Origin of the sequence: Methylobacterium sp. FF17 (genome assembly GCF_025813715.1) — a bacterium.
GTDB lineage: Bacteria > Pseudomonadota > Alphaproteobacteria > Rhizobiales > Beijerinckiaceae > Methylobacterium > Methylobacterium flocculans.
The window spans coordinates 656,551-676,034 of the sequence record NZ_CP107532.1 but is presented as its reverse complement, the minus strand read 5'-3'; the positions used below and the strand labels follow the sequence as shown (position 1 = coordinate 676,034).

Genomic DNA, 19,484 nt, shown 5'->3' with positions numbered 1-19,484 from the left:
CGGTTTCGATCCGGGTCAGCCACGCTGCTCCCCCCGAATCGCGGCGCGCCGCCGCGACAGCAGCAGCGCGGCGATCACCACCAGGATCGCGACGCTGGCCCCTCCGATCTCGGCGGCATGGGCCAGATGCGGCAGCCGCGTCGCGACAAAGGGATCGGTGGCGATCATCTCACCGGCGATCCAGCCCAGCAGCGCCGCCCCGGCCCAGACGATCGCCGGAAAGCGGACGAGGAGCGAGGTGATCAGGGACGCTCCCATGATGATCAGCGGGATCGACAGCACCAGCCCGAAGATGAAGAGCGAGGTGTGGCCCTTCGCGGCTGCCGCCACCGCCACCACGTTGTCGAGGCTCATGACCGCATCCGCGATCGCGATGGTCCGCACCGCACGCCACAACGTATCGCTCTCGGTGATCGCCGGGCCGTCCTCCTCCTCGCCGAGGGCCAGCTTCACCGCGATCACCATCAGGAGGCCACCGCCGACGATCCGCAGGAAGGGGATCGCGAGCAGGGATGAAACCACGAGGGCGAAGACGATGCGCAGAAGGACGGCGGTGCCGGCGCCGAGAAGAATGCCCCTTCGCCGCTGGTTCTCGGGTAGGGCGCGGCACGCCAGGGCGATGACCACCGCGTTGTCCCCCGAGAGCAGCAGGTCGATCCAGACGATCTGCAGCACGGCGAGGGCGAATTGTGGATCGGTGATGTCCATCGAGCCTCTCGGCGGCACTGGCCCGACCCAAGGGCCAAGCTGATCCGCAGGGGAGTAAACGATCCGCGGGACCGCGCACAGACGGCAGGGTGCCGGTGCGGCACACCGTCTACACAACCTGCGATCGTGCGGGACGATGTCACCGGACAGTGCCAGAGTCACGTCCCCCACCCATGGTCTCACCCCGGCCTCGCTTCCGTCATCTGTTCGATCAGGGAAGCGGGCGGAGGCGACATGGGCTGCAGGATTGTGCTCCCTCGTGCGGGTGTCGGGATGTCCGCGCTCCGCAGGGAACGCATGACGCGCGCCCGGACCGGGCCCTCCGCCCGCACTGACGCATGTCTCGGCGGAACCGTGCGCGGCACCGCCGCAACGGCCCGGCGGGACATCGGGAAACCCACGGTTCCGCAGGGCGTCTCAGCTTGACTTCCGGTGACGCCGGGTCGCATTGCACAAGCGAATGGGATGATGTTTCCGTCCCGCCGGGCTGACATTCCTTTGAAAGCCTCTAAGGTCCCCGCCGGCCATCACCGCAGGGCGGGACGACGGTCACCCGGCGCAATCTTGCTTGGAGTTTGACACTTGGCGAACCCTGATGGCCCCGACGGAAGCCGGCGCGATTTCATGTTCCTCGCCACGGGCGCGGGCCTCGCGGTCGGTGCCGGTGCGCTCGCCTGGCCCTTCGTCGCCTCGATGGCGCCCGACGCCGAGACCATCGCGGCCGGTGCACCCCTCGAAGTCGACCTGACGCCGATCCAGGAAGGCCAGATCGTCAACGTGTTCTGGCGCGGCAAGCTGATCTTCGTGCGCAACCGTTCGGAGAAGGAGATCAAGGAAGCAGCCGCCGTGCCGATGTCCGATCTCATCGAGCCGCAGGCCGATGCGGCCCGCGTCAAGGAAGGCCACGCCAAGTGGCTCGTCGTCTACGGCAACTGCACCCATCTCGGCTGCGTGCCCATCGGGCACCAGGGCCAGTACGAGGGGTGGTCCTGCCCTTGCCATGGCTCGCTCTACGACACGTCGGGTCGCGTCCGTCGGGGCCCAGCCCCGACGAACCTGCCGATTCCGCCCTACCTCTTCGAAACGGATACGAAGATCCGGATCGGCGAAGAGGGCGGCAAGGCCGTCGCCTGACACCCTGAAACAGGATTTGGAGGGGGTCGCCCCATGAGCGGACACGGCAATACCTACGTTCCCAAGAGCGGGCTGGCGAAGTGGTTCGAATCGCGCCTGCCCCTGATCGGGCTGGTGCACTCGTCCTTCGTTTCGTTCCCGGTGCCGCGGAACCTGAACTACTTCTGGACTTTCGGTGCCATCCTGATCGCCATGCTGGTGACGCAGATCGTCACCGGCATCTGGCTGGCTATGCACTACGACCCGTCCGCCGCCAACGCGTTCAACTCCGTCGAGCACATCATGCGCGACGTGAATTACGGCTGGCTGCTGCGCTACATGCACGCCAACGGCGCGTCGATGTTCTTCGTCGCCGTCTATGTCCACATCTTCCGGAACCTGTACTACGGCTCGTACAAGGCACCCCGTGAGGTGCTCTACATCCTCGGCGTGATCATCTACCTGCTGATGATGGCGACCGCGTTCCTCGGCTACACGCTGCCGTGGGGCCAGATGAGCTTCTGGGGTGCGACCGTGATCACCAGCATCCTGGGCGCGATCCCGCTGGTGGGCGAGACCATCCAGAGCCTGCTCTGGGGTGGCTACTCCGTCGGAAGCCCGACGCTGAACCGCTTCTTCTCGCTGCACTACCTGCTGCCATTCATGATCACCGGCGTGGTGATCCTGCACGTCTGGGCGCTGCACGTGACTGGCCAGAACAACCCGGCCGGCATCCCGATCAAGTCGGGCAAGGACGCGGTCGCCTTCACGCCCTACGCGACCATCAAGGACGTGTTCGCCGCGGTCGTGTTCTTCGTCTTCTTCGCCTACTGGATCTTCTACCAGCCGAACTACCTCGGCCACGCAGACAACTACGTGCCGGCCAACCCCGCCGTCACGCCCGCGCACATCGTGCCGGAATGGTACTTCCTGCCCTTCTACGCGATCCTGCGTGCGGTGCCCGACAAGCTCGGCGGCGTCATCCTGATGTTCAGCGCCGTGCTGATCCTGGCGCTCGCGCCCTGGCTCGACACCTCCCGCGTGCGTTCCTGCAACTACCGACCGATCTACCGTCAGTTCTTCTGGCTCTTCGTCGTGGTCTGCGTGCTGCTGGGCTGGCTCGGCGCCAAGCCGCCGGAAGGGGGCTACGTCATCGCCGCCCGCATCTGCACGGCCTATTACTTCCTGCACTTCCTGCTGGTGATGCCGCTGGTGGGCCTGTTCGAAACGCCCAAGGCCCTGCCGGGCTCGATCCTCGAGACCGTGACGGGACCGGGCAAGCAGGTGAGCGGATCCGGCATGCCGGTCGGCGCCGCTGCGGCACCGTCGTCCAAGGGTTGAGGGCAGGGGACTTTTGAGCACCATGAAAACCACCCGCCTCCTCGCCGCGTCCCTGCTCGCGGCCGTCATGAGCGTCACCGCCGCGTCGGCGGATGAGGGTACCCCTCATCCGCCCCGCGAGAAGTGGAGCTTCGCCGGCATCTTCGGTCGCTTCGACCAGGCTCAGCTTCAGCGTGGCTTCCAGGTCTACAAGGAGGTCTGCTCCAGCTGCCACGGGATGAGCCTCGTGCGCTTCCGCAACCTTGCCGAGGCCGGCGGCCCCGGCTTCAGCACCGGTCAGGTGAAGGAGCTCGCCGCCCAGTACAAGGTGAAGGAGCAGAACGACTCGGGCGAGGATGTCGACCGTCCCGCGCGCGCCGCCGATGCCTTCCCGTCGCCGTTCCCGAACGAGAAGGCGGCCGCCGCAGCCAACGGCGGCAAGGCACCGCCGGACTTCTCCGTGCTGGCCAAGGCCCGCACCTACGAGCGCGGATTTCCGCTCTTCGTGATCGATGCTCTGCCCTTCGTCGGGTATTCCGAGCAGGGCGTGGATTACATCCACGCGCTCCTGAACGGCTATGAGGATCCGCCGGGCGGCAAGGAGATCCCGTCGGGCACCTACTACAACAAGTACTATGCCGGTCATCTCATCGCGATGCCCAAGCCCATCAGCGAAGGGCAGGTGACCTACGCCAAGAACGACAAGGGCGAGCCGGTGGTCCCCGAGACGGTGGACCAGTACTCGAAGGACGTCGCCGCCTTCATGGCCTGGACGGCCGAGCCGCACATGATGGCGCGCAAGGCCCTCGGCCTGCGGGTGATCCTGTTCCTGCTCGTGCTCTCGGGCCTGCTCTACTACGTGAAGAAGAAGGTCTGGGCGAAGGTTGGCGGCGAGGTTCACGGCCTCCAGCCCGAGCTGCACAAGACCTACTGAGCCGGGTCCATCCGGCCTCCGTTGACACGACCCGCGCCGGCGCCCCAGGGAGGGGCGACCGGCGCGAACCTTTTGGGAGAACGGCATGACGGCAGCGGTGCTCGGTGTGATGGGCGGCTCGGGGGTCTACGACCTGCCCGGCCTCGAGGATGTCCGCGAGGAGCGGATCGACTCCCCCTGGGGCGAGCCCTCCGACGCCCTGCGCATCGGCCGCATCGGCGAGACCAAGGTGGTGTTCCTGGCCCGGCACGGACGCGGGCACCGCTATGCACCGTCCGGCATCAACTACCGCGCCAATATCGATGTCCTGAAGCGGGCCGGCGTCACCGACCTCGTCTCCCTCTCGGCCTGCGGCTCGTTCAAGGCCGAGCTGCATCCCGGCCTTTTCGTGCTGGTGGATCAGTTCGTCGACCGCACGCACGGCCGCGCCTCCTCCTTCTTCGGCAACGGCTGCGTCGCGCATGTCTCGCTGGCGCACCCGGTCGGTCCGGCGCTTCAGGCCCGCATCGCGGCGGCGGCACAGGCCGAAGACGTCACCGTGTATCGCGGTGGCACCTATGTCTGCATGGAGGGGCCGCAATTCTCGACCTACGCCGAATCCACGACCTACAAGGCGCAGGGCTACGACGTGATCGGCATGACCAACATGCCGGAGGCCAAGCTCGCCCGGGAGGCCGAGATCACCTACGCCACCATCGCGATGGTGACCGATTTCGATTGCTGGCACCCGACCCATGATGCGGTCGATGTCGCCGCCGTGGTGGCGGTCGCCCGCGCCAATGCCGACAAGGCCGCCCGCGTCGTCGCCCGCCTCGCCCGCGACTTTCCGGCCGAGCGCGAGGCCTGTCCGGCGGGGACCGAGCGCGCCCTCGACGGCGCCATCATGACCGCCCCCGCCCAGCGCGATCCGGCCCTGCTCGCCAAGCTCGACGCGGTCGCGGGCCGGGTGCTCGGCGCCTGAGGACCCGGCCTGCCGGTGGATTCGGCCGGCATCGCCCTTCACGGGGGGCGGACTTCGCACTAGAAGGCGGGTTCGTCCCAGAGCCGGAACCGATCAGTGACACAAGAGGCCCAACGCGCCGCCAGTATCAGCCGCAAGACGGCGGAAACCGATGTGCACGTCGCGATCGGCCTCGACGGTACCGGGCGCGCCGACATCGCGACCGGCGTCGGGTTCTTCGACCACATGCTCGAATTGTTCGCGCGCCACGGCCTCTTCGACCTCGACGTGAAGGTCACCGGCGACCTGCACGTGGACCACCACCATACCGTCGAGGATACCGGTATTGCGCTGGGTCAGGCCTTCGCGCAGGCGCTCGCCGACAAGCGGGGGATCCGGCGCTATGCGGATATTCACATGCCCATGGACGAGACGCTGACGCGGGTCGCCATCGACATCTCGGGACGGCCGTTCCTCGTCTTCCGGACCGCGTTCCGGGTCGAGAAGATCGGGCAGTTCGATACGGAGCTGGTGCGTGAGTGGTTCCAGGCCTTCGCCATGAATGCCGGCCTGACGCTCCACGTCGAGACGCTCTACGGTGACAACGCCCACCACATTGCCGAGAGCTGCTTCAAGGGGTTGGCCCGGGCCCTGCGTCAGGCGGTGTCGATCGACCCGCGCGAGGGCGGGCGCGTTCCGTCCACGAAGGGGTCGCTCTGACTTGCTTGCGCGAGCGGGGGACAGGAGGCGACACGCCATGCGGACCTACACGTTGCACCTGGATCGCGATGCCCTCGCCGGAGAGGCGCACGGCCTCGAACGCGCGCATCTCGTGCCGGACGGCTTCTCCTGGGCAGCCTTCGCCTACGGGCCGCTGTGGTTCTTCCTGCATCGCCTCTGGCTCGCGGGTCTCGGCGTGCTCGTCCTCCTCGTCCTTACGGCCGTCGCCGGTCATCTCCTCGGCTTGACGCCGGTGGCCGGGTTCGTGGTCACGCTCCTCGTCTCGCTGCTCATCGGGCTGGAGGCGTCCAGCCTGCGCCGTTGGACCTATGCCCGGAGGGGCCGTCCCGTGCGGGACGTGGTGATGGCGACCAGCGTCGAGGAGGCGGAGTTCAAGGCGGCGGCGCGCTGGCTCGCCGGAACCGCGACGGTCCGTCCGGCCCCCGCCCTCCATGGCGGGCTCTCGGTGCCGCCGAGCGATCTGGCCATCGGCATGTTTCCGTTCAGCGAGGGCCAGAGGTGAGCGCCGAGACCGTCGCGATCATCGATTACGGATCGGGCAACCTGCACTCGGCCGCCAAGGCGTTCGAGCGCGCGGCGCGTGAGTCCGGCCTGGACGCCACCCGGATCGTGCTGACGGACGACGCCGAGATCGTGGCCAAGGCCGATCGCGTCGTGCTGCCCGGCGTGGGTGCCTATGCCGATTGCCGTCGGGGCCTAGACGCCGTGCCCGGCATGGTCGAGGCCATGACCCACGTGGCGCATGAGCGGGCGCGGCCCTTCCTCGGCATCTGCGTCGGCATGCAACTCCTGGCGACGCGCGGGCTCGAATACGACACGACCCCCGGCCTCGGCTGGATCCCGGGCGATGTCGGGCCCGTCCAGCCGTCCGATCCGGCGCTGAAGGTGCCGCATATGGGCTGGAACACCCTGGAGGTGGATCGCGAGCATGCGCTGCTCGCGGAGATCCCCACGGGGGAGGGTGGCCTGCATGCCTATTTCGTGCACAGCTTCGCGCTCACGCCCGAGCGGCCGGAGGACCGCGTCGCCCACAGCGATTACGGCGGCGCGGTCACCGCGATGGTGGCGCGCGACAACATCGCCGGGACCCAGTTCCATCCGGAGAAGAGCCAACGCCTCGGCCTCGCGCTCCTCGCCAACTTCCTGCGCTGGCGCCCCTGAGGCGCGCCTCCCACCTATGACCCGTCCCACCCGAAAGCGAACCGACGCGTGATCCTGTTCCCGGCCATCGATCTCAAGGAAGGACGCTGCGTCCGTCTCGTTCAGGGCGACATGGCCCAGGCGATCGTGTTCAGCGACGATCCGGCCGCCCAGGCGGCGGTCTTCGAGGAGCAGGGGTTCTCCTGGCTGCACGTGGTCGACCTCGACGGCGCCTTCGCGGGCGCGCCGATGAATGCCGACGCCGTCGACGCGATCCTGGCCCGGACCAGGCTGCCGGTGCAGCTCGGCGGCGGCATCCGCGAGATGCGCACCCTGGAATCCTGGCTCGCCAAGGGGGTCAGCCGGGTCATCATCGGCACGGCCGCCGTGCGGGACCCCGCCTTCGTGCGCGAGGCTGCGCGTCGCCATCCCGGCAAGATCGCGGTGGGGATCGACGCCAAGGACGGCCGCGTCGCCGTCGAGGGTTGGGCCACGACCTCCAGCATGACGGCGGAAGAGCTGGGCCGCCGCTTCGAAGACGCCGGTGTGGCCGCCATCATCTACACGGACATCGCCCGCGACGGCATCCTGAAGGGTCTCAACATCGAGATGACCCTCGGGCTCGCCCGCGCCGTGACCATTCCGGTCATCGCCTCGGGGGGCCTCGCCTCCATCGCGGATGTGCATCGCATCCTGGAGCCCGACTGCGCGCTCCTCGCCGGCGCCATCACGGGCCGCGCGCTGTATGACGGCCGCATCGACCCGCGCGAGGCCCTGGACGCGATCCGGCGTGCCACCGGTGCGCCCGACGCTGCCCCGGCGGCCTGACCCGTATCGAGGCCGCCCGTGCTCAAGACCCGAATCATCCCCTGCCTCGACGTGAAGGACGGCCGCGTCGTCAAGGGCGTGCAGTTCCTCGAGTTGCGCGACGCCGGCGATCCGGTGGAGGCGGCCAAGGCCTATGACGCGGCGGGTGCCGACGAACTCTGCTTCCTCGACATCACCGCGAGCCACGAGGACCGCGGCACGCTGCTCGATGTCGTGAGCCGCACGGCGGAAGCCTGCTTCATGCCCCTGACGGTCGGCGGCGGCATCCGCACCGTGGCCGACATTCGGACGCTGCTGCTCGCGGGCGCCGACAAGGTCTCGATCAACACGGCGGCCGTGAACGACCCGGATTTCGTGGCCCGGGGCGCGGAAAAGTACGGCAGCCAGTGCATCGTCGTGGCGATCGACGCCAAGCGCACGTCCAGGCCGAACGAGCCTGCGGCGTGGCAGATCTTCACCCATGGCGGCCGCAAGCCCACCGGCCTCGACGCCATCGCCTTTGCCCGCACTGTGACGGAGCGCGGGGCCGGCGAGTTGCTCGTGACCTCGATGGACCGCGACGGTATGCGCTCCGGCTACGACCTCGCCCTGACGCGGGCGATCACGGACGCCGTCTCGGTGCCGGTCATCGCCTCGGGCGGCGTCGGTGGGCTCGACGATCTGGTGGCGGGCGTGCGCGACGGCGGTGCGAGCGCCGTGCTCGCGGCCTCGATCTTCCATTTCGGGCAGCACACCGTGTCCGAGGCCAAGGCCCACATGGCGGCGGCCGGCCTTTCGATGCGTCTCGATCGCTAGAGCCTGTCACCCCGAGCCCTTGCGTCATCGACCATCGTGCCGCACTGCTCAGGGGCATGGCACGATAAGTCCGGTTCGCCGGGATCCAGGATTAGATGACCCAGTTCACCCTGAGCGACCTCGAAGCCCTCGTGGCCGAACGAGCCGCCGCCTCGCCCGAGACCTCCTACACCGCGAAGCTCCTCGCGGGCGGCCCGGCCAAGCCCGCGAAGAAGCTCGGCGAAGAGGCGGTTGAGGCCGCCATCGCCGCCGTACAGGGCGACCGGGCCGGCCTGGTGAGCGAAGCGGCCGACGTGCTCTACCACCTCCTCGTCGTGCTGCGCGGCGGGGGCGTCGGCCTCGACGAGGTGCTGGCCGAACTGGAGCGACGCACCGCCCAGAGCGGCATCGCCGAGAAAGCGGCCCGGGGGCCTGCGTGAACGCGGAAACGTCCATCGTGACGGCGGTGCCGACGCTCCGTGCGTCCGCCGAAGGACAGGACCCGGTGACGGGGCAGGGCCCGGAGCGTCTGTCCCCCTATCGTCTGTTCACCCGCGAGGAATGGGCCCAGCTGCGGGCCGACACGCCCCTGACCCTGGCGGCCGAAGAGGTCGCGCGGCTGCAATCGCTGAACGACCCGATTTCCGTCGAGGAGGTCGAGGCGATCTACCTGCCTCTGTCGCGGCTGCTCTCGCTCTACGTCGCGGCGACGCAAGGCCTCTTCAAGGCGACCCAGCGCTTCCTCCTCGGCGAGCACGAGACCAAGGTCCCCTACATCATCGGGCTCGCCGGTTCCGTCGCGGTGGGCAAGTCCACCTCGGCCCGGGTGCTCGCAGCCCTGCTCGCCCGCTGGCCCAACACGCCGAAGGTGGACCTGGTGACCACCGACGGCTTCCTACTGCCGAACGCCGAACTTCGCCGCATGGGCGCCATGGAGCGGAAGGGGTTTCCCGAGAGCTACGACACGGCCGCGCTGCTGCGCTTCCTCACCGACATCAAGGCCGGCAAGAAACGGGTGGCCGCGCCGCTCTACTCGCACCTCGTCTACGACGTGATGCCGGGCGAGGAGCGGATCATCGAATCCCCCGACATCCTCATCGTGGAGGGGCTCAACGTCCTCCAGCCCGCCCGCCTGCCGCGCGACGGGACCGCGATCCCGTTCGTCTCCGACTTCTTCGACTTCTCGATCTACCTCGACGGGCACGAGGACGATCTGCATCGTTGGTACGTCAACCGTTTCCTGCGCCTGCGCCAGACGGCCTTCCGAGACCCGCTCTCCTATTTCCGCCGCTACGCGGAGGTCACCGAGGCCGAGGCCATCGCGATCGCCGACACCCTCTGGACCACGATCAACCTGCCGAACCTGCGCGACAACATCCTGCCGACGCGCCAGCGCGCGAGCCTGATCCTGGCCAAGGGCGCGAGTCACCGGATCGAGACGGTGGCGCTGCGCCGCCTCTAGGGTGCATTCCGACGCGGCGAGGACCCGTCGTGACGAGGCTGGCGGCTCTAGGTCAGGGGATAGGCCGCCTCGACGACGTAGGGGCCGCCCCCCGTCGATTCCCGACCCGAGAACAGCACCACTCGCTCCACGCGGAAGGACAGGGGCGTGAACAGGCCGCTGTCACCGAGATAGGCCGCGACGGCCGGGGGCTCCGAGCCGCGGCTGAGGCGTGCGAGGGTCACGTGCGGCGCGAACTTCCGCACTTCCGGCCCGACTCCGGCCCGGCGCGCGATCTGCTCGTGCTCCTCCTTCAGCTCCGCGAGTTCGGGGTTCGTCGCCACCGAGGCGTAGATGGTGTGGGGCTTGTTGCCGCCGAAGCAGCGCAGGCCGTCGAGGGTGATCGTGAAGGGCGGCCGCGCCTTCGCCTCGGCGAGTCCTGCCTGCAAAGCCTCGGCCACCGGCACCTCGACATCCCCGAGGAAGCGCAGGGTGATGTGGTAGTCCGCAGGCGCGATCCAGCGGCTCTTGCGCAGGGCACCCTGCTTCAAGGCGAGCGCCTGTGCGACGTCGGGCGGGACCTCGAGACCGGTGAACAGGCGGGGCATCGGCAATGCAGGCTGTGCGAGTGGAGGCGCGGGTTCCCGGACGAGAACCCGCGAGACGTGCGTACGCTTCCTTAGCGCAGCTTCAACCGGTCGAGGAAGCTCTCGACCGTGGGAAGGATGCCGGACACGATGGTTTCGACACCCTTCGCGTTCGGATGCAGGCCATCCTCCAGATTGAACCGGCGGTCGCCGATGATGCCGTCGAGGAAGAAGGGGTAGAGCACGAGGTCGTGGCTCTTGGCGAGGTCGGGGTAGATCGCATCGAACCGTGCCACGTAATCCGGCCCGAGATTCGGCGAGGCCCGCATGCCGGCGAGGAGGACGGGGATGCCGCGCGCCGTCAACCGCGTGATCATCGCCTCGAGGGCCTTGCGCGTGACCGCCGGATCGGTGCCCCGGAGCATGTCGTTGGCGCCGAGCTCCAGGATGACGCCGTCGGTCCCGTCGGGGATCGACCAGTCGAGCCGGTCGAGCCCGCCCGTCGTCGTGTCTCCCGAGACGCCCGCATTGGCGATCGCGACCGCGCGGCCCCGGGCCTTGAGGGCTCGTTCCAGCACGGCCGGGAAGGCCGCGTCGGCCGGCAGGCGATAGCCTGCCGTCAGGCTGTCGCCGAAGGCCACGAGCTTGACGGTTCGTGCTTCGGGGGCCGCCTTCGCCGGAACGGCGCCGAGGCTGAGTGCGGCAAAGAGCGTCATGAGCACCGCGAGACCGAAAGGTGGATGGCGCGCCCACGATGCGCGGACCATATCGGCGAGACGTGACACTTCACACAGACCCATTCGACCACAACCCCGACCCTCGGCTCACCATGACCTTCGCTGCACACAGATCGGTCGCCCGTTGATCTCCGACAAGTCCGAAGCGCCCACGCGCCTGCCCACCGGGCCTTCCATCGGTCTCTCCGACATCGATCTCAGCCTGGGACGCGGGGCTGCGCGGGTCCACGTGCTGCGCGGCATCTCCCTCGATGTCGCTCCGGGCGAGGCGGTCGGGCTCGTCGGGCCGTCGGGCTCGGGCAAGTCCACGCTGCTGATGGTGATGGCGGGTCTGGAGCGGCCCGATGCCGGGCGGATCGTGGTCGAGGGGACGGATCTCGGCACCCTGGACGAGGATGCCCTGGCCCGCTTTCGGGGACGCCGCATCGGCATCGTGTTCCAGGCCTTCCACCTCGTGCCGACCATGACGGCGCTGGAGAACGTGGCCCTGCCCCTCGAACTCGCCGACAAGCCGGACGCGCACCGGCGTGCACAGGCCGAACTCGAAGCGGTCGGCCTCGGCCACCGCCTGCACCATTATCCGGCCCAACTCTCCGGCGGCGAGCAGCAGCGCGTCGCCATCGCGCGCGCCATCGCACCGGACCCGGCGATCCTGGTGGCCGACGAACCCACCGGCAATCTCGACGAGGCGACCGGGCGCCAGATCGTGGACCTGCTCTTCGCCCTGAAGCGGGATCGCGGCGCCACGCTGGTCCTCGTGACCCACGATCCAGGCCTCGCCCGCCTCTGCGACCGGACGATCCGCCTGCGGTCCGGCCGGGTCGAAGAGCCCGTGCCGGTCGGGGCCTGAGCCATGCACGGGACTCTCCCGAAGCCGCGCGCGGGGGCCGGTGGCGTGCGCATCCCGCTGACCCTGCGCCTGGCGCTCCGCGAGTTGCGGGGCGGCCTGTCGGGCTTCGCCGTGTTCCTCGCCTGCATCGCCCTCGGCGTCGCGGCGATCGCCGGCGTCGCCTCCATCTCGCGTTCGCTTACCGATGGCCTGGGCCGCGAAGGCGCGCGCATCCTCGGCGGTGACCTCACCTACAGCCTCATCAACCGGGCAGCGACGCCCGAGGAACGCGCCGCCCTCGACGCGCAGGGTGCCGTCTCGGTGGTGACGACGCTGCGGGCGATGGCGGTGGCCGGCGAGGCCGGTGCGGCCCTGGTGGAACTGAAGGCGGTGGGGACCGACTACCCCACCGTGGGCGACCTCGTCACCGAGCCGGCCCAGCCGTTGCCCGACCTGCTCGCCGAGCGCGACGGCGCCCTGGGCGCGGTGGCCGACCCCGTCCTCCTCACCCGCCTCGACCTGAAGGTCGGCGACCGCATCATGATTGCGGGCAAGCCGTTCGCGATCCGCGCGACTCTGGTGTCGGAGCCCGATCGGATCGCCAACGGCATCGGCTTCGGGCCGCGCGTTCTGGTTTCGCACCAGGCCCTGGAGGAGACGGGCCTGATCCGGCCCGGAAGCCTGAACCGCTGGAGCTATCGGCTGCGCGTGCCCGGCGCCAACGACGACGAGCTCGAACGCCGGACCGCCGCCATCGCCAAGGCCGTGCCCGAGGCCGGCTGGGAGATGCGGGCACGCACCAACGCCGATCCGCGTTTTGCCAAGAGCATCGAGCGCTTCACCCAGTTCCTCACCCTGGTCGGGCTCACCGCCCTCATCGTCGGGGGCGTCGGCGTCGCCAACGCCGTGGCGGCCTTCGTGGAGCGCAAGCGCGGCTCCATCGCCACCCTGAAGAGCGTGGGCGCGCCGGGCGGGCAGGTCGTCCTGCTCTACCTGACACAGGTGCTGCTGATCGCGGGGCTCGGCATCGCCATCGGCCTGGCGCTCGGCGCGGCCCTGCCCTTCGGCCTCGACGCGCTCTTCCGCGAGTCCCTGCCGCTGCCCCTGAATCCCACGATCGCGCCGCGCGAGCTGCTGCTGGCCGCCGCCTACGGCTTCCTGACCGCGCTCGCCTTCGCGATCCTCCCCCTCGGTCGCGCCCATGACATTCCGGTCTCCGGCCTGTTCCGCGATGTCGTGGATCCGGGCACGGCCGGAACCCGCCTGCGCTACCGCCTGATCCTGGCCGCGGCGCTCGCCGGGCTGGTCGCCCTGGCGCTGGTCACGGCCTTCGACCGCCGGCTGGCCCTCATCTTCCTCGTCGCCGCCGGGCTCGCCTTCGGGCTCCTGCGCGTCGTCGCCCTCGGGCTGATGGCGGGGGCGCGCCGGTTGCCGCGCCCGCGCTCGGCCGCCCCGCGCATGGCGCTCGCCAACCTCCACCGGCCCGGCGCGCTCACGCCGGCCATCGTGCTCTCCCTGGGGCTCGGCGTGACGCTCCTCGTGACCCTGAGCCTCATCGACGCCAACGTCCGGCGCACCCTGACGAACTCGCTGCCGGCCAAGGCACCGAACCTGTTCTTCCTCGACATCCCCTCCAGCGATGCCGATGCGTTCCACGCGTTCCTCGGAACGCAGGCGCCCGGTGCGAAGATCGAGCGTGTGCCGATGATGCGGGGGCGGATCACCGCCCTCAACGGCGTGGAGGCCGGCGCGATCAAGCCGCCGGAGGACGCCGCCTGGGTGCTCGACGGCGACCGGGGCATCACCTACGCGGAGGATCTGCCCGAGGGATCGAGCCTCGTCGCCGGCACATGGTGGAATGCCGAGGAGGGGAAGGCGCCCCTGGTCTCGTTCGATGCCGAGCTCGCGGGCAAGCTCGACCTCAAGGTCGGCGGGACCGTCACGGTCAACGTCCTCGGCCGGACGCTCACGGCGAAGATCGCCAACCTCCGCAAGGTCGAGTGGCGTTCGCTCGGCATCAACTTCGTGATGGTGTTCTCGCCCGGCACGTTCCGAGGCGCGCCGCATTCCGACCTCGCGACCCTGACGCTGCCGAATGGCCCCGACGCCAAGGCCGAGGCCGTCATCCTGCGCGACGTGGCGCGGGCCTATCCCTCCGTCACCAGCGTGCGGGTGAAGGAGGCGCTGGAGGCGGTCAGCGACATCGTGGGCAAGCTGGTGCTCGCGATCCGGGGGGCCAGCGGCATCGCCGTCGTGGCGAGCCTGTTCGTCCTGGCCGGGGCTCTGGCTGCCGGGCACCGGGCCCGGCTCTACGACGCGGTGGTGCTGAAGACGCTGGGGGCCACCCGTGGCCGTCTGCTCACCGCCTACATCCTCGAATATGGAGCACTCGGCTGCGCCACCGCGATCTTCGGCCTCGCCGCCGGGACGCTGGCGGGCTGGGTCATCGTCACCCGCGTGATGAAGCTCGAATTCACCCTCGACCTCTCGGGAGCGATCCTCGCGGCGGCCCTCGCGGTGGTTTTCGCCATCGTCCTCGGGCTCGTCGGAACCTGGCGCATCCTCGGGCAGAAGCCCGCCCCGTACCTGCGCCAGTTCTGACGCGCCGACCTCAAAGGACCTCGATACCCGCCGTGCCGCCGGCCGCGTAGCGTGTCCCGGCGACCGCGTCGGGATGGAACAACGCATCGAGTTCGGCGATCTCGTCGGGCGTCAGCACGAGGTCGACGGCCGCGGCGTTCTCGGAGAGGCGCGATGCCCGCCGTGCGCCGGGAATCGGCACCGCCTCCGGGGCCCGCTTCACGATCCAGGCCAGCGCGATCTGGGCCGGCGTGACGCTGCGGCGTGCCGCGAGGGCGCCCAGGCCATCGAGGAGCCGCCGGTTCTGAGCGAGGGCCTCGCCCTGGAAGCGGGGATTGCCCTTGCGGAAATCGCCCTCGGCCAGCGTCGCCGGATCGACGGCCCCGGTCAGGAAGCCGCGTCCGAGGGGCGAGTAGGCCACGAAGGTGACGCCGAGCTCGCGGCAGGTCTCCAGCATCCCCTCCTCGGGCGCGCGGCTCCACAGGGAATACTCGCTCTGCACCGCAGTGATGGGATGTATGGCGTGGGCAGCGCGCAGGGTTTCCGGGGAGACCTCCGAGAGACCGATCCCACGCACCTTCCCCTGCTCGACCAGGCGCGCCATCGCGCCGATCATCTCGCCCAGCGGGGTCTCCGGGGTGCGGCGGTGGCAGTAGTAGAGATCGATGGTCTCGATGCCGAGCCGTCGGAGGGACGCATCACAGGCCGCCGCGACATAGGCGGGCGAATTGTCGATCCGCCTTTCCGCGCTGTCGCGACGGCGCACGATGCCGAACTTCGTGGCGAGGACAATCCCGTCGCGCCGCCCCTTCAGGAAGCGGCCGATCAGGTCCTCGTTGTGGCCGAACCCGTAGGTGTCGGCGGTATCGAGGAAATCGTAGCCGCCTTCGACGGCGGCGGCGAGCGTGTCGAGGGAGGCGGCCTCGTCGGTGGGCCCGTAGAACTCGGACATGCCCATGCAGCCGAGACCGGGCGCGGACACCGTGAGGCCGGTTCGGCCGAGGGGACGTCGCAGCATGCAGAAATTCCAGCTGTGGAATCGGGACGTTCGGTGTGCCACGGCGGCGGATCGTCGATAAGCTCAAGGCTCCGGGATGAACCGTTGAGCCTGACTCATCAATGCAGCGTTCCGATCTCGCCGACCTCGCGGCCTTCGCGGCTATCGCCGCACGGGGCAGCTTTCGCGCCGCCGCCGCCGACCTCGGCGTTTCCACCTCGGCCCTGAGCCACGCCCTTCGCGGCCTGGAGACCCGGATGGGTGTGCGCCTCCTGCACAGGACCACCCGCAGCGTCGCCCCGACCGAGGCCGGTGCGGCGCTCCTCGTACGGATCGCCCCCGCGCTCGCGGAAATCGCGGAAGCGGTCGGGGCGGCCGGCGCGTTCCGCGAGACCCTTGGGGGGACGTTGCGCATCAACGCGCCGCGTTCCGCCTGCCGCCTCGTGCTGATGCCGCTGGTCGCGCGCTTCCTCGCCCAGCATCCGGGCGTGCAGGTGGAGATCGCAGCGGATGATGCGATGACCGACGTGGTCGCGGCCGGCTTCGATGCCGGCGTGCGGGTCGGCGAGCACCTGGCGGCCGACATGATCGCCGTGCCCCTGGGCGGGCCGCTCCGCTTCGCGCTGGTCGCAGCGCCGGCCTACCTCGCCGAGCATCCCGCGCCCCTGGATCCGGACGATCTTGCGGGACATCGCTGCCTTCGTCAGCGCTTTCCGGGCGGTTCGCTCTATCGCTGGGAGTTCGGAAAGGACGGGCGCGACCTCGTGGTCGCGGTGGGCGGGCCGCTGGTCCTGAACGACCAAGACCTCATCGTGCAGGCGGCCCTTGACGGTCTCGGGCTCGGCTTCGTCTTCGAGGACAGCGTCCGGGCGCACCTCGGCACAGGACGCCTCGTGCGTCTGCTGACCGACTGGTGCCCTGATTTTCCGGGGTTCTTCCTCTACTATGCGGGGCGCCGGCACATCCCGCCGCCCCTGCGGGCGTTCCTCGACCTGCTTCGCGAGCCGCACCCCGAACCTACGGCCACACCTTGATCGCCAGAGGGCGCCGGACAAGGTCGCGGTCGGAGGTGATGGTGCAGCCCTCCGTGCGCAGGGTGACGTAGGTGAGGATCGCGCTGTCGCCGGTATCGTCGAAGTTGCGCCCGGTCGCGCTCGGGTCGAGCAGGGACGGGTAGGCGATCAGGCCCTCCGGAGCACCGCAGGGGTCGTCGTAGAGGGTGGCGCCTGCCAGAAACAGGCGCGGCTGGTCCCAGGCAAGCAGGTCGCGCGACGCCGTCCAGTAGAATCCCGATTCCGGAAACCCCGGGCCGACCTTGGCCATGAAGACCGCGATCCACGCGCCGCTCGCCCGATGCCGGACCACCGCGCCCACCGGCGTCGGGAAGGGCGTCACCGGCGCGCAGGTCGCCGGCCCATTGACGGATTGTCGATAGGGGTCGGGAAACGCGGCGGTGAAGCCCGTTCCCGTCCAGGCCCGCCAGCGGGTCGGGTCCGCCGGGTCATCCGAGCGGAACAGGCAGACGCCGGCGGACTGATCGCTGCCCGGCAGGGTCCAGCCCGTCGTGGAGGCCAGGAAGTAGCGCCACCTGCCATCGGAAAAGATGTTGGATGGATTGAAGAATCCGCGATGGCGGCCTTGACCGATCTCCTGGCGAAAGGGTGCGCTCGCCACCACCACGGGCGGCGCCGCCCGGGTGAAGCTGTGTCCGCCATCCCGGGAAGCCGCCGCGACGATGCTGTTGGACCAGCACTCCATGTAAATCTTCGAGCGGCAGCGGCCCGGATGCTCGTTGGCGCGATACTCGTGGTGGACCAACGCGGCGACGGCCCGGCCGTCCTCGGTCCAGGTGGCGGTGATCCAGGAGGCGTCGTCGTAGGCGGCCGGATCGGCCTTGCCGCCCGATTCGAGGACGACGCCGCAATCGAGCTTCAGGGCATCCAGGCTCGGTCCCCGGAAGGCGCGGTTGCGATAATGCATCCCGAACAGCGCGACGGCGCCGGACGCATCGCGATAGGCCCGCGCCGACGCGTCGGGGACGTCGACCCCATCGCAGGCATCGCGCGTCGCCTTGAACAGCGTCACCGGCGGGCCGACCAGGGTCAGGGCGGACAGGGGCGGCTCCGGCGCCGCGTGCGCGCCGCTGAGGACGAGCCATGTTCCGAGAGCGGCGAGGGCGAGGGGGCGCGTCATCGGGGAAGCCTGGACATCGGCACGGGTTTGCGTTTTGAACCGTTACAGTCTGCTTGTCCGCCCGCGTTCCGGGTGGGCTTATCCACATCGACCCGATCGCGCGGTAACCCCCATGCTCATCCTCATCCTCGGCCTCGTGCTGTTCCTCGGCACGCATGCCTTCTCCATGGCGCGGACCAAACGCGCGCATGTCGTCGATGAGGTCGGGGAAGGGCGCTACAAGCTCGCTTACACCCTGGCCTCGCTCCTCGGTCTGGTGCTCATCGCCTACGGCTTCCACCTCTATCGCCAGTCCGGCTACATCGCGGTCTGGGATCCGCCGGTCTGGACGCGACATCTCTCCCTGCTCCTGACGGCCCTCGCCTTCATCGCCTTGGCGTCCGCCTACCTGCCGGGCCACATCCGCGCCCGGGCCAAGCACCCGATGCTGCTGGCGGTGAAGATCTGGGCGACGGCGCATCTCCTGGCCAATGGCGACCTCGGCTCGATCCTGCTGTTCGGAAGCTTCCTCGCCTGGGCGGTGGTGGCGCGCATCAGCGCCAAGCGCCGGGCCCTCGCGCCCGGTGCCGTCGCGGCCCAGCATGGTGGCCCGGCGGCGGCTCCCGCCGGCTGGCGCAACGATGCCCTGGCGGTGGTGATCGGCCTCGGCGTGTGGTTCATCTTCAGCAAGTACCTGCATCCACTTCTGATCGGCGTCGCGGCCTGGCCGGGAAAAGCCTGATCTCCGCAAGCATCATCTCCGCAAGCCTGATCCCGGGCGCGGTGCGATGAGAGCTTATTGAAGCCGGTCGCCAACGGCTTGCGCCTGTGTTAGGCGCAAGGCCCCACTTCATGCAGCGGCTGGTCGGATTTCGATCGGCGTGAGACGACATGGCCGAGAACAACGAGTTCATCCGCGAGGTCAACGAGGACTATCGCCGCGATCAGGTCGCCGAGATCTGGCGTCGCTACAGCGGCGTGATCATCGCGCTGGCGGTCCTCGTCGTGGCCGGCGTGGGTGGCTGGCGCTACTGGCAGCACGACCAGAGCGTGCGGGCCGAGGCGGCTTCCGAGCGCTTCGAAACCGCCAACCGTCTCGTCCGCGAAGGCAAGACCGCCGAGGCCGACAAGGCCTTCGAGGCAATCGAGGGCGAGGGGCCGGCCGGCTACGCCCTGCTCGCCCGCTTCCGCTCGGCCACCGAGACGGCCAAGCGCGACGCCAAGGCGGGCGCCGCGGAGTATGATGCGCTCGCCGGCGACACCCGCGTCAGCACGGGCCTGCGTGACCTTGCTCGCCTGCGCGCCGCCCTTCTTCGCGTGGACGGGCCTGAGCCCGACAAAGCGCTCGCGGCCCTGCAGGGCCTCGCCGCGCCGAACGGCCCTTTCCGGCACACCGCCCGCGAGATGCTCGGCCTCGTCGCGCTGAAGCGCGGCGACTACGAGGGGGCAGGGCGCTGGTTCGACCAGATCAACGCCGACGTTCAGACCCCGCAGAACCTGCGTCAGCGCATCGAGGTCTACGTGGCTCTGGTGGCCGGCGGCCCCGTGTCCGTGACGGCCGCCGCACCGGCCGAGCCTGCGGCTCCCCCACCCGTGACGCGCTGAGCGACCACGCTATTTTCCACGACGCCTGACTGAAACGA

At 69.5% G+C, this 19,484-nt stretch carries 21 protein-coding genes; 16 read left to right on the top strand and 5 right to left on the bottom strand.

Going from position 1 to position 19,484, the window contains the following annotated elements; translation table 11 throughout:
- Positions 1 to 15: 15 nt before the first annotated feature.
- Positions 16 to 708: a TerC family protein gene (locus tag OF380_RS03035; protein WP_264049313.1), complete on the bottom strand. Its 693-nt coding sequence runs from the start codon at positions 706 to 708 to the stop codon at positions 16 to 18.
- Between the two features lie 624 nt (positions 709 to 1,332).
- Between OF380_RS03035 and petA the strand changes: the two genes are divergently transcribed.
- The 11 genes from petA to coaA all read left to right on the top strand — a co-directional run bounded on the left by petA (position 1,333) and on the right by coaA (position 9,960).
- Positions 1,333 to 1,842, top strand: coding sequence for a ubiquinol-cytochrome c reductase iron-sulfur subunit (gene petA / locus OF380_RS03030; protein ID WP_264051167.1), 510 nt, complete (start codon positions 1,333 to 1,335; stop codon positions 1,840 to 1,842).
- A 33-nt stretch (positions 1,843 to 1,875) separates the two neighbouring features.
- A complete protein-coding gene (locus OF380_RS03025) occupies positions 1,876 to 3,162 on the top strand; it encodes a cytochrome b (protein ID WP_264049312.1) in 1,287 nt (428 codons plus the stop codon).
- A gap of 22 nt (positions 3,163 to 3,184) precedes the next feature.
- Positions 3,185 to 4,075 (top strand): cytochrome c1, encoded by an 891-nt coding sequence (locus tag OF380_RS03020; protein ID WP_264049311.1) that lies wholly within the window; start codon positions 3,185 to 3,187, stop codon positions 4,073 to 4,075.
- 85 nt (positions 4,076 to 4,160) lie between these two features.
- Positions 4,161 to 5,036, top strand: a complete 876-nt coding sequence (locus OF380_RS03015; RefSeq protein WP_264049310.1) for an S-methyl-5'-thioadenosine phosphorylase — start codon at positions 4,161 to 4,163, stop codon at positions 5,034 to 5,036.
- Between the two features lie 96 nt (positions 5,037 to 5,132).
- Entirely contained in the window at positions 5,133 to 5,735 is a 603-nt protein-coding gene (gene hisB / locus OF380_RS03010) for an imidazoleglycerol-phosphate dehydratase HisB (protein ID WP_264049309.1), read from the top strand.
- Positions 5,736 to 5,772: 37 nt separating this feature from the next.
- Positions 5,773 to 6,258, top strand: coding sequence for a DUF2628 domain-containing protein (locus OF380_RS03005; RefSeq protein WP_264049308.1), 486 nt, complete (start codon positions 5,773 to 5,775; stop codon positions 6,256 to 6,258).
- Positions 6,255 to 6,917 (top strand): imidazole glycerol phosphate synthase subunit HisH, encoded by a 663-nt coding sequence (gene hisH, locus OF380_RS03000; protein ID WP_264049307.1) that lies wholly within the window; start codon positions 6,255 to 6,257, stop codon positions 6,915 to 6,917. The genes OF380_RS03005 and hisH overlap by 4 nt, the downstream gene beginning before the upstream one ends.
- Positions 6,918 to 6,965: 48 nt before the next feature.
- Entirely contained in the window at positions 6,966 to 7,724 is a 759-nt protein-coding gene (gene hisA, locus OF380_RS02995; protein ID WP_264049306.1) for a 1-(5-phosphoribosyl)-5-[(5-phosphoribosylamino)methylideneamino]imidazole-4-carboxamide isomerase, read from the top strand.
- 18 nt (positions 7,725 to 7,742) lie between these two features.
- Positions 7,743 to 8,519, top strand: a complete 777-nt coding sequence (gene hisF / locus OF380_RS02990) for an imidazole glycerol phosphate synthase subunit HisF (protein ID WP_264049305.1) — start codon at positions 7,743 to 7,745, stop codon at positions 8,517 to 8,519.
- 95 nt (positions 8,520 to 8,614) lie between these two features.
- On the top strand, positions 8,615 to 8,938 hold the full coding sequence (locus tag OF380_RS02985; RefSeq protein ID WP_264049304.1) for a phosphoribosyl-ATP diphosphatase: 324 nt from the start codon (positions 8,615 to 8,617) through the stop codon (positions 8,936 to 8,938).
- Positions 8,939 to 8,964: 26 nt separating this feature from the next.
- Positions 8,965 to 9,960 (top strand): type I pantothenate kinase, encoded by a 996-nt coding sequence (gene coaA / locus OF380_RS02980; protein WP_404810594.1) that lies wholly within the window; start codon positions 8,965 to 8,967, stop codon positions 9,958 to 9,960.
- Positions 9,961 to 10,007: 47 nt separating this feature from the next.
- Here the strand turns inward: coaA and thpR are convergent, their stop codons facing one another.
- Both thpR and OF380_RS02970 read right to left on the bottom strand, forming a co-directional pair.
- Positions 10,008 to 10,547, bottom strand: a complete 540-nt coding sequence (gene thpR / locus OF380_RS02975) for an RNA 2',3'-cyclic phosphodiesterase (RefSeq protein WP_264049303.1) — start codon at positions 10,545 to 10,547, stop codon at positions 10,008 to 10,010.
- 71 nt (positions 10,548 to 10,618) lie between these two features.
- A complete protein-coding gene (locus OF380_RS02970; RefSeq protein ID WP_264049302.1) occupies positions 10,619 to 11,242 on the bottom strand; it encodes an arylesterase in 624 nt (207 codons plus the stop codon).
- Positions 11,243 to 11,420: 178 nt separating this feature from the next.
- Here OF380_RS02970 and OF380_RS02965 point away from each other — a divergent pair, with 178 nt between their 5' ends.
- Together OF380_RS02965 and OF380_RS02960 are read left to right on the top strand one after the other, a co-directional pair.
- Positions 11,421 to 12,113: an ABC transporter ATP-binding protein gene (locus OF380_RS02965; RefSeq protein WP_264051165.1), complete on the top strand. Its 693-nt coding sequence runs from the start codon at positions 11,421 to 11,423 to the stop codon at positions 12,111 to 12,113.
- Positions 12,114 to 12,116: 3 nt separating this feature from the next.
- Entirely contained in the window at positions 12,117 to 14,693 is a 2,577-nt protein-coding gene (locus OF380_RS02960) for an ABC transporter permease (RefSeq protein WP_264049301.1), read from the top strand.
- Between the two features lie 10 nt (positions 14,694 to 14,703).
- On the opposite strand, the gene OF380_RS02955 is transcribed toward OF380_RS02960, so the two are convergent.
- Positions 14,704 to 15,690: an aldo/keto reductase gene (locus OF380_RS02955; RefSeq protein WP_264049300.1), complete on the bottom strand. Its 987-nt coding sequence runs from the start codon at positions 15,688 to 15,690 to the stop codon at positions 14,704 to 14,706.
- A gap of 101 nt (positions 15,691 to 15,791) precedes the next feature.
- Here OF380_RS02955 and OF380_RS02950 point away from each other — a divergent pair, with 101 nt between their 5' ends.
- Positions 15,792 to 16,703, top strand: coding sequence for a LysR family transcriptional regulator (locus OF380_RS02950; RefSeq protein ID WP_264049299.1), 912 nt, complete (start codon positions 15,792 to 15,794; stop codon positions 16,701 to 16,703).
- Here OF380_RS02950 and OF380_RS02945 read toward each other — a convergent pair.
- A complete protein-coding gene (locus OF380_RS02945) occupies positions 16,687 to 17,862 on the bottom strand; it encodes a hypothetical protein (protein ID WP_264049298.1) in 1,176 nt (391 codons plus the stop codon). The genes OF380_RS02950 and OF380_RS02945 overlap by 17 nt on opposite strands.
- Before the next feature lie 112 nt (positions 17,863 to 17,974).
- Between OF380_RS02945 and OF380_RS02940 the strand changes: the two genes are divergently transcribed.
- Together OF380_RS02940 and OF380_RS02935 are read left to right on the top strand one after the other, a co-directional pair.
- Positions 17,975 to 18,583, top strand: a complete 609-nt coding sequence (locus tag OF380_RS02940) for an NnrU family protein (RefSeq protein WP_264049297.1) — start codon at positions 17,975 to 17,977, stop codon at positions 18,581 to 18,583.
- A gap of 149 nt (positions 18,584 to 18,732) precedes the next feature.
- Positions 18,733 to 19,446 (top strand): tetratricopeptide repeat protein, encoded by a 714-nt coding sequence (locus OF380_RS02935; RefSeq protein ID WP_264049296.1) that lies wholly within the window; start codon positions 18,733 to 18,735, stop codon positions 19,444 to 19,446.
- Positions 19,447 to 19,484: the final 38 nt, after the last annotated feature.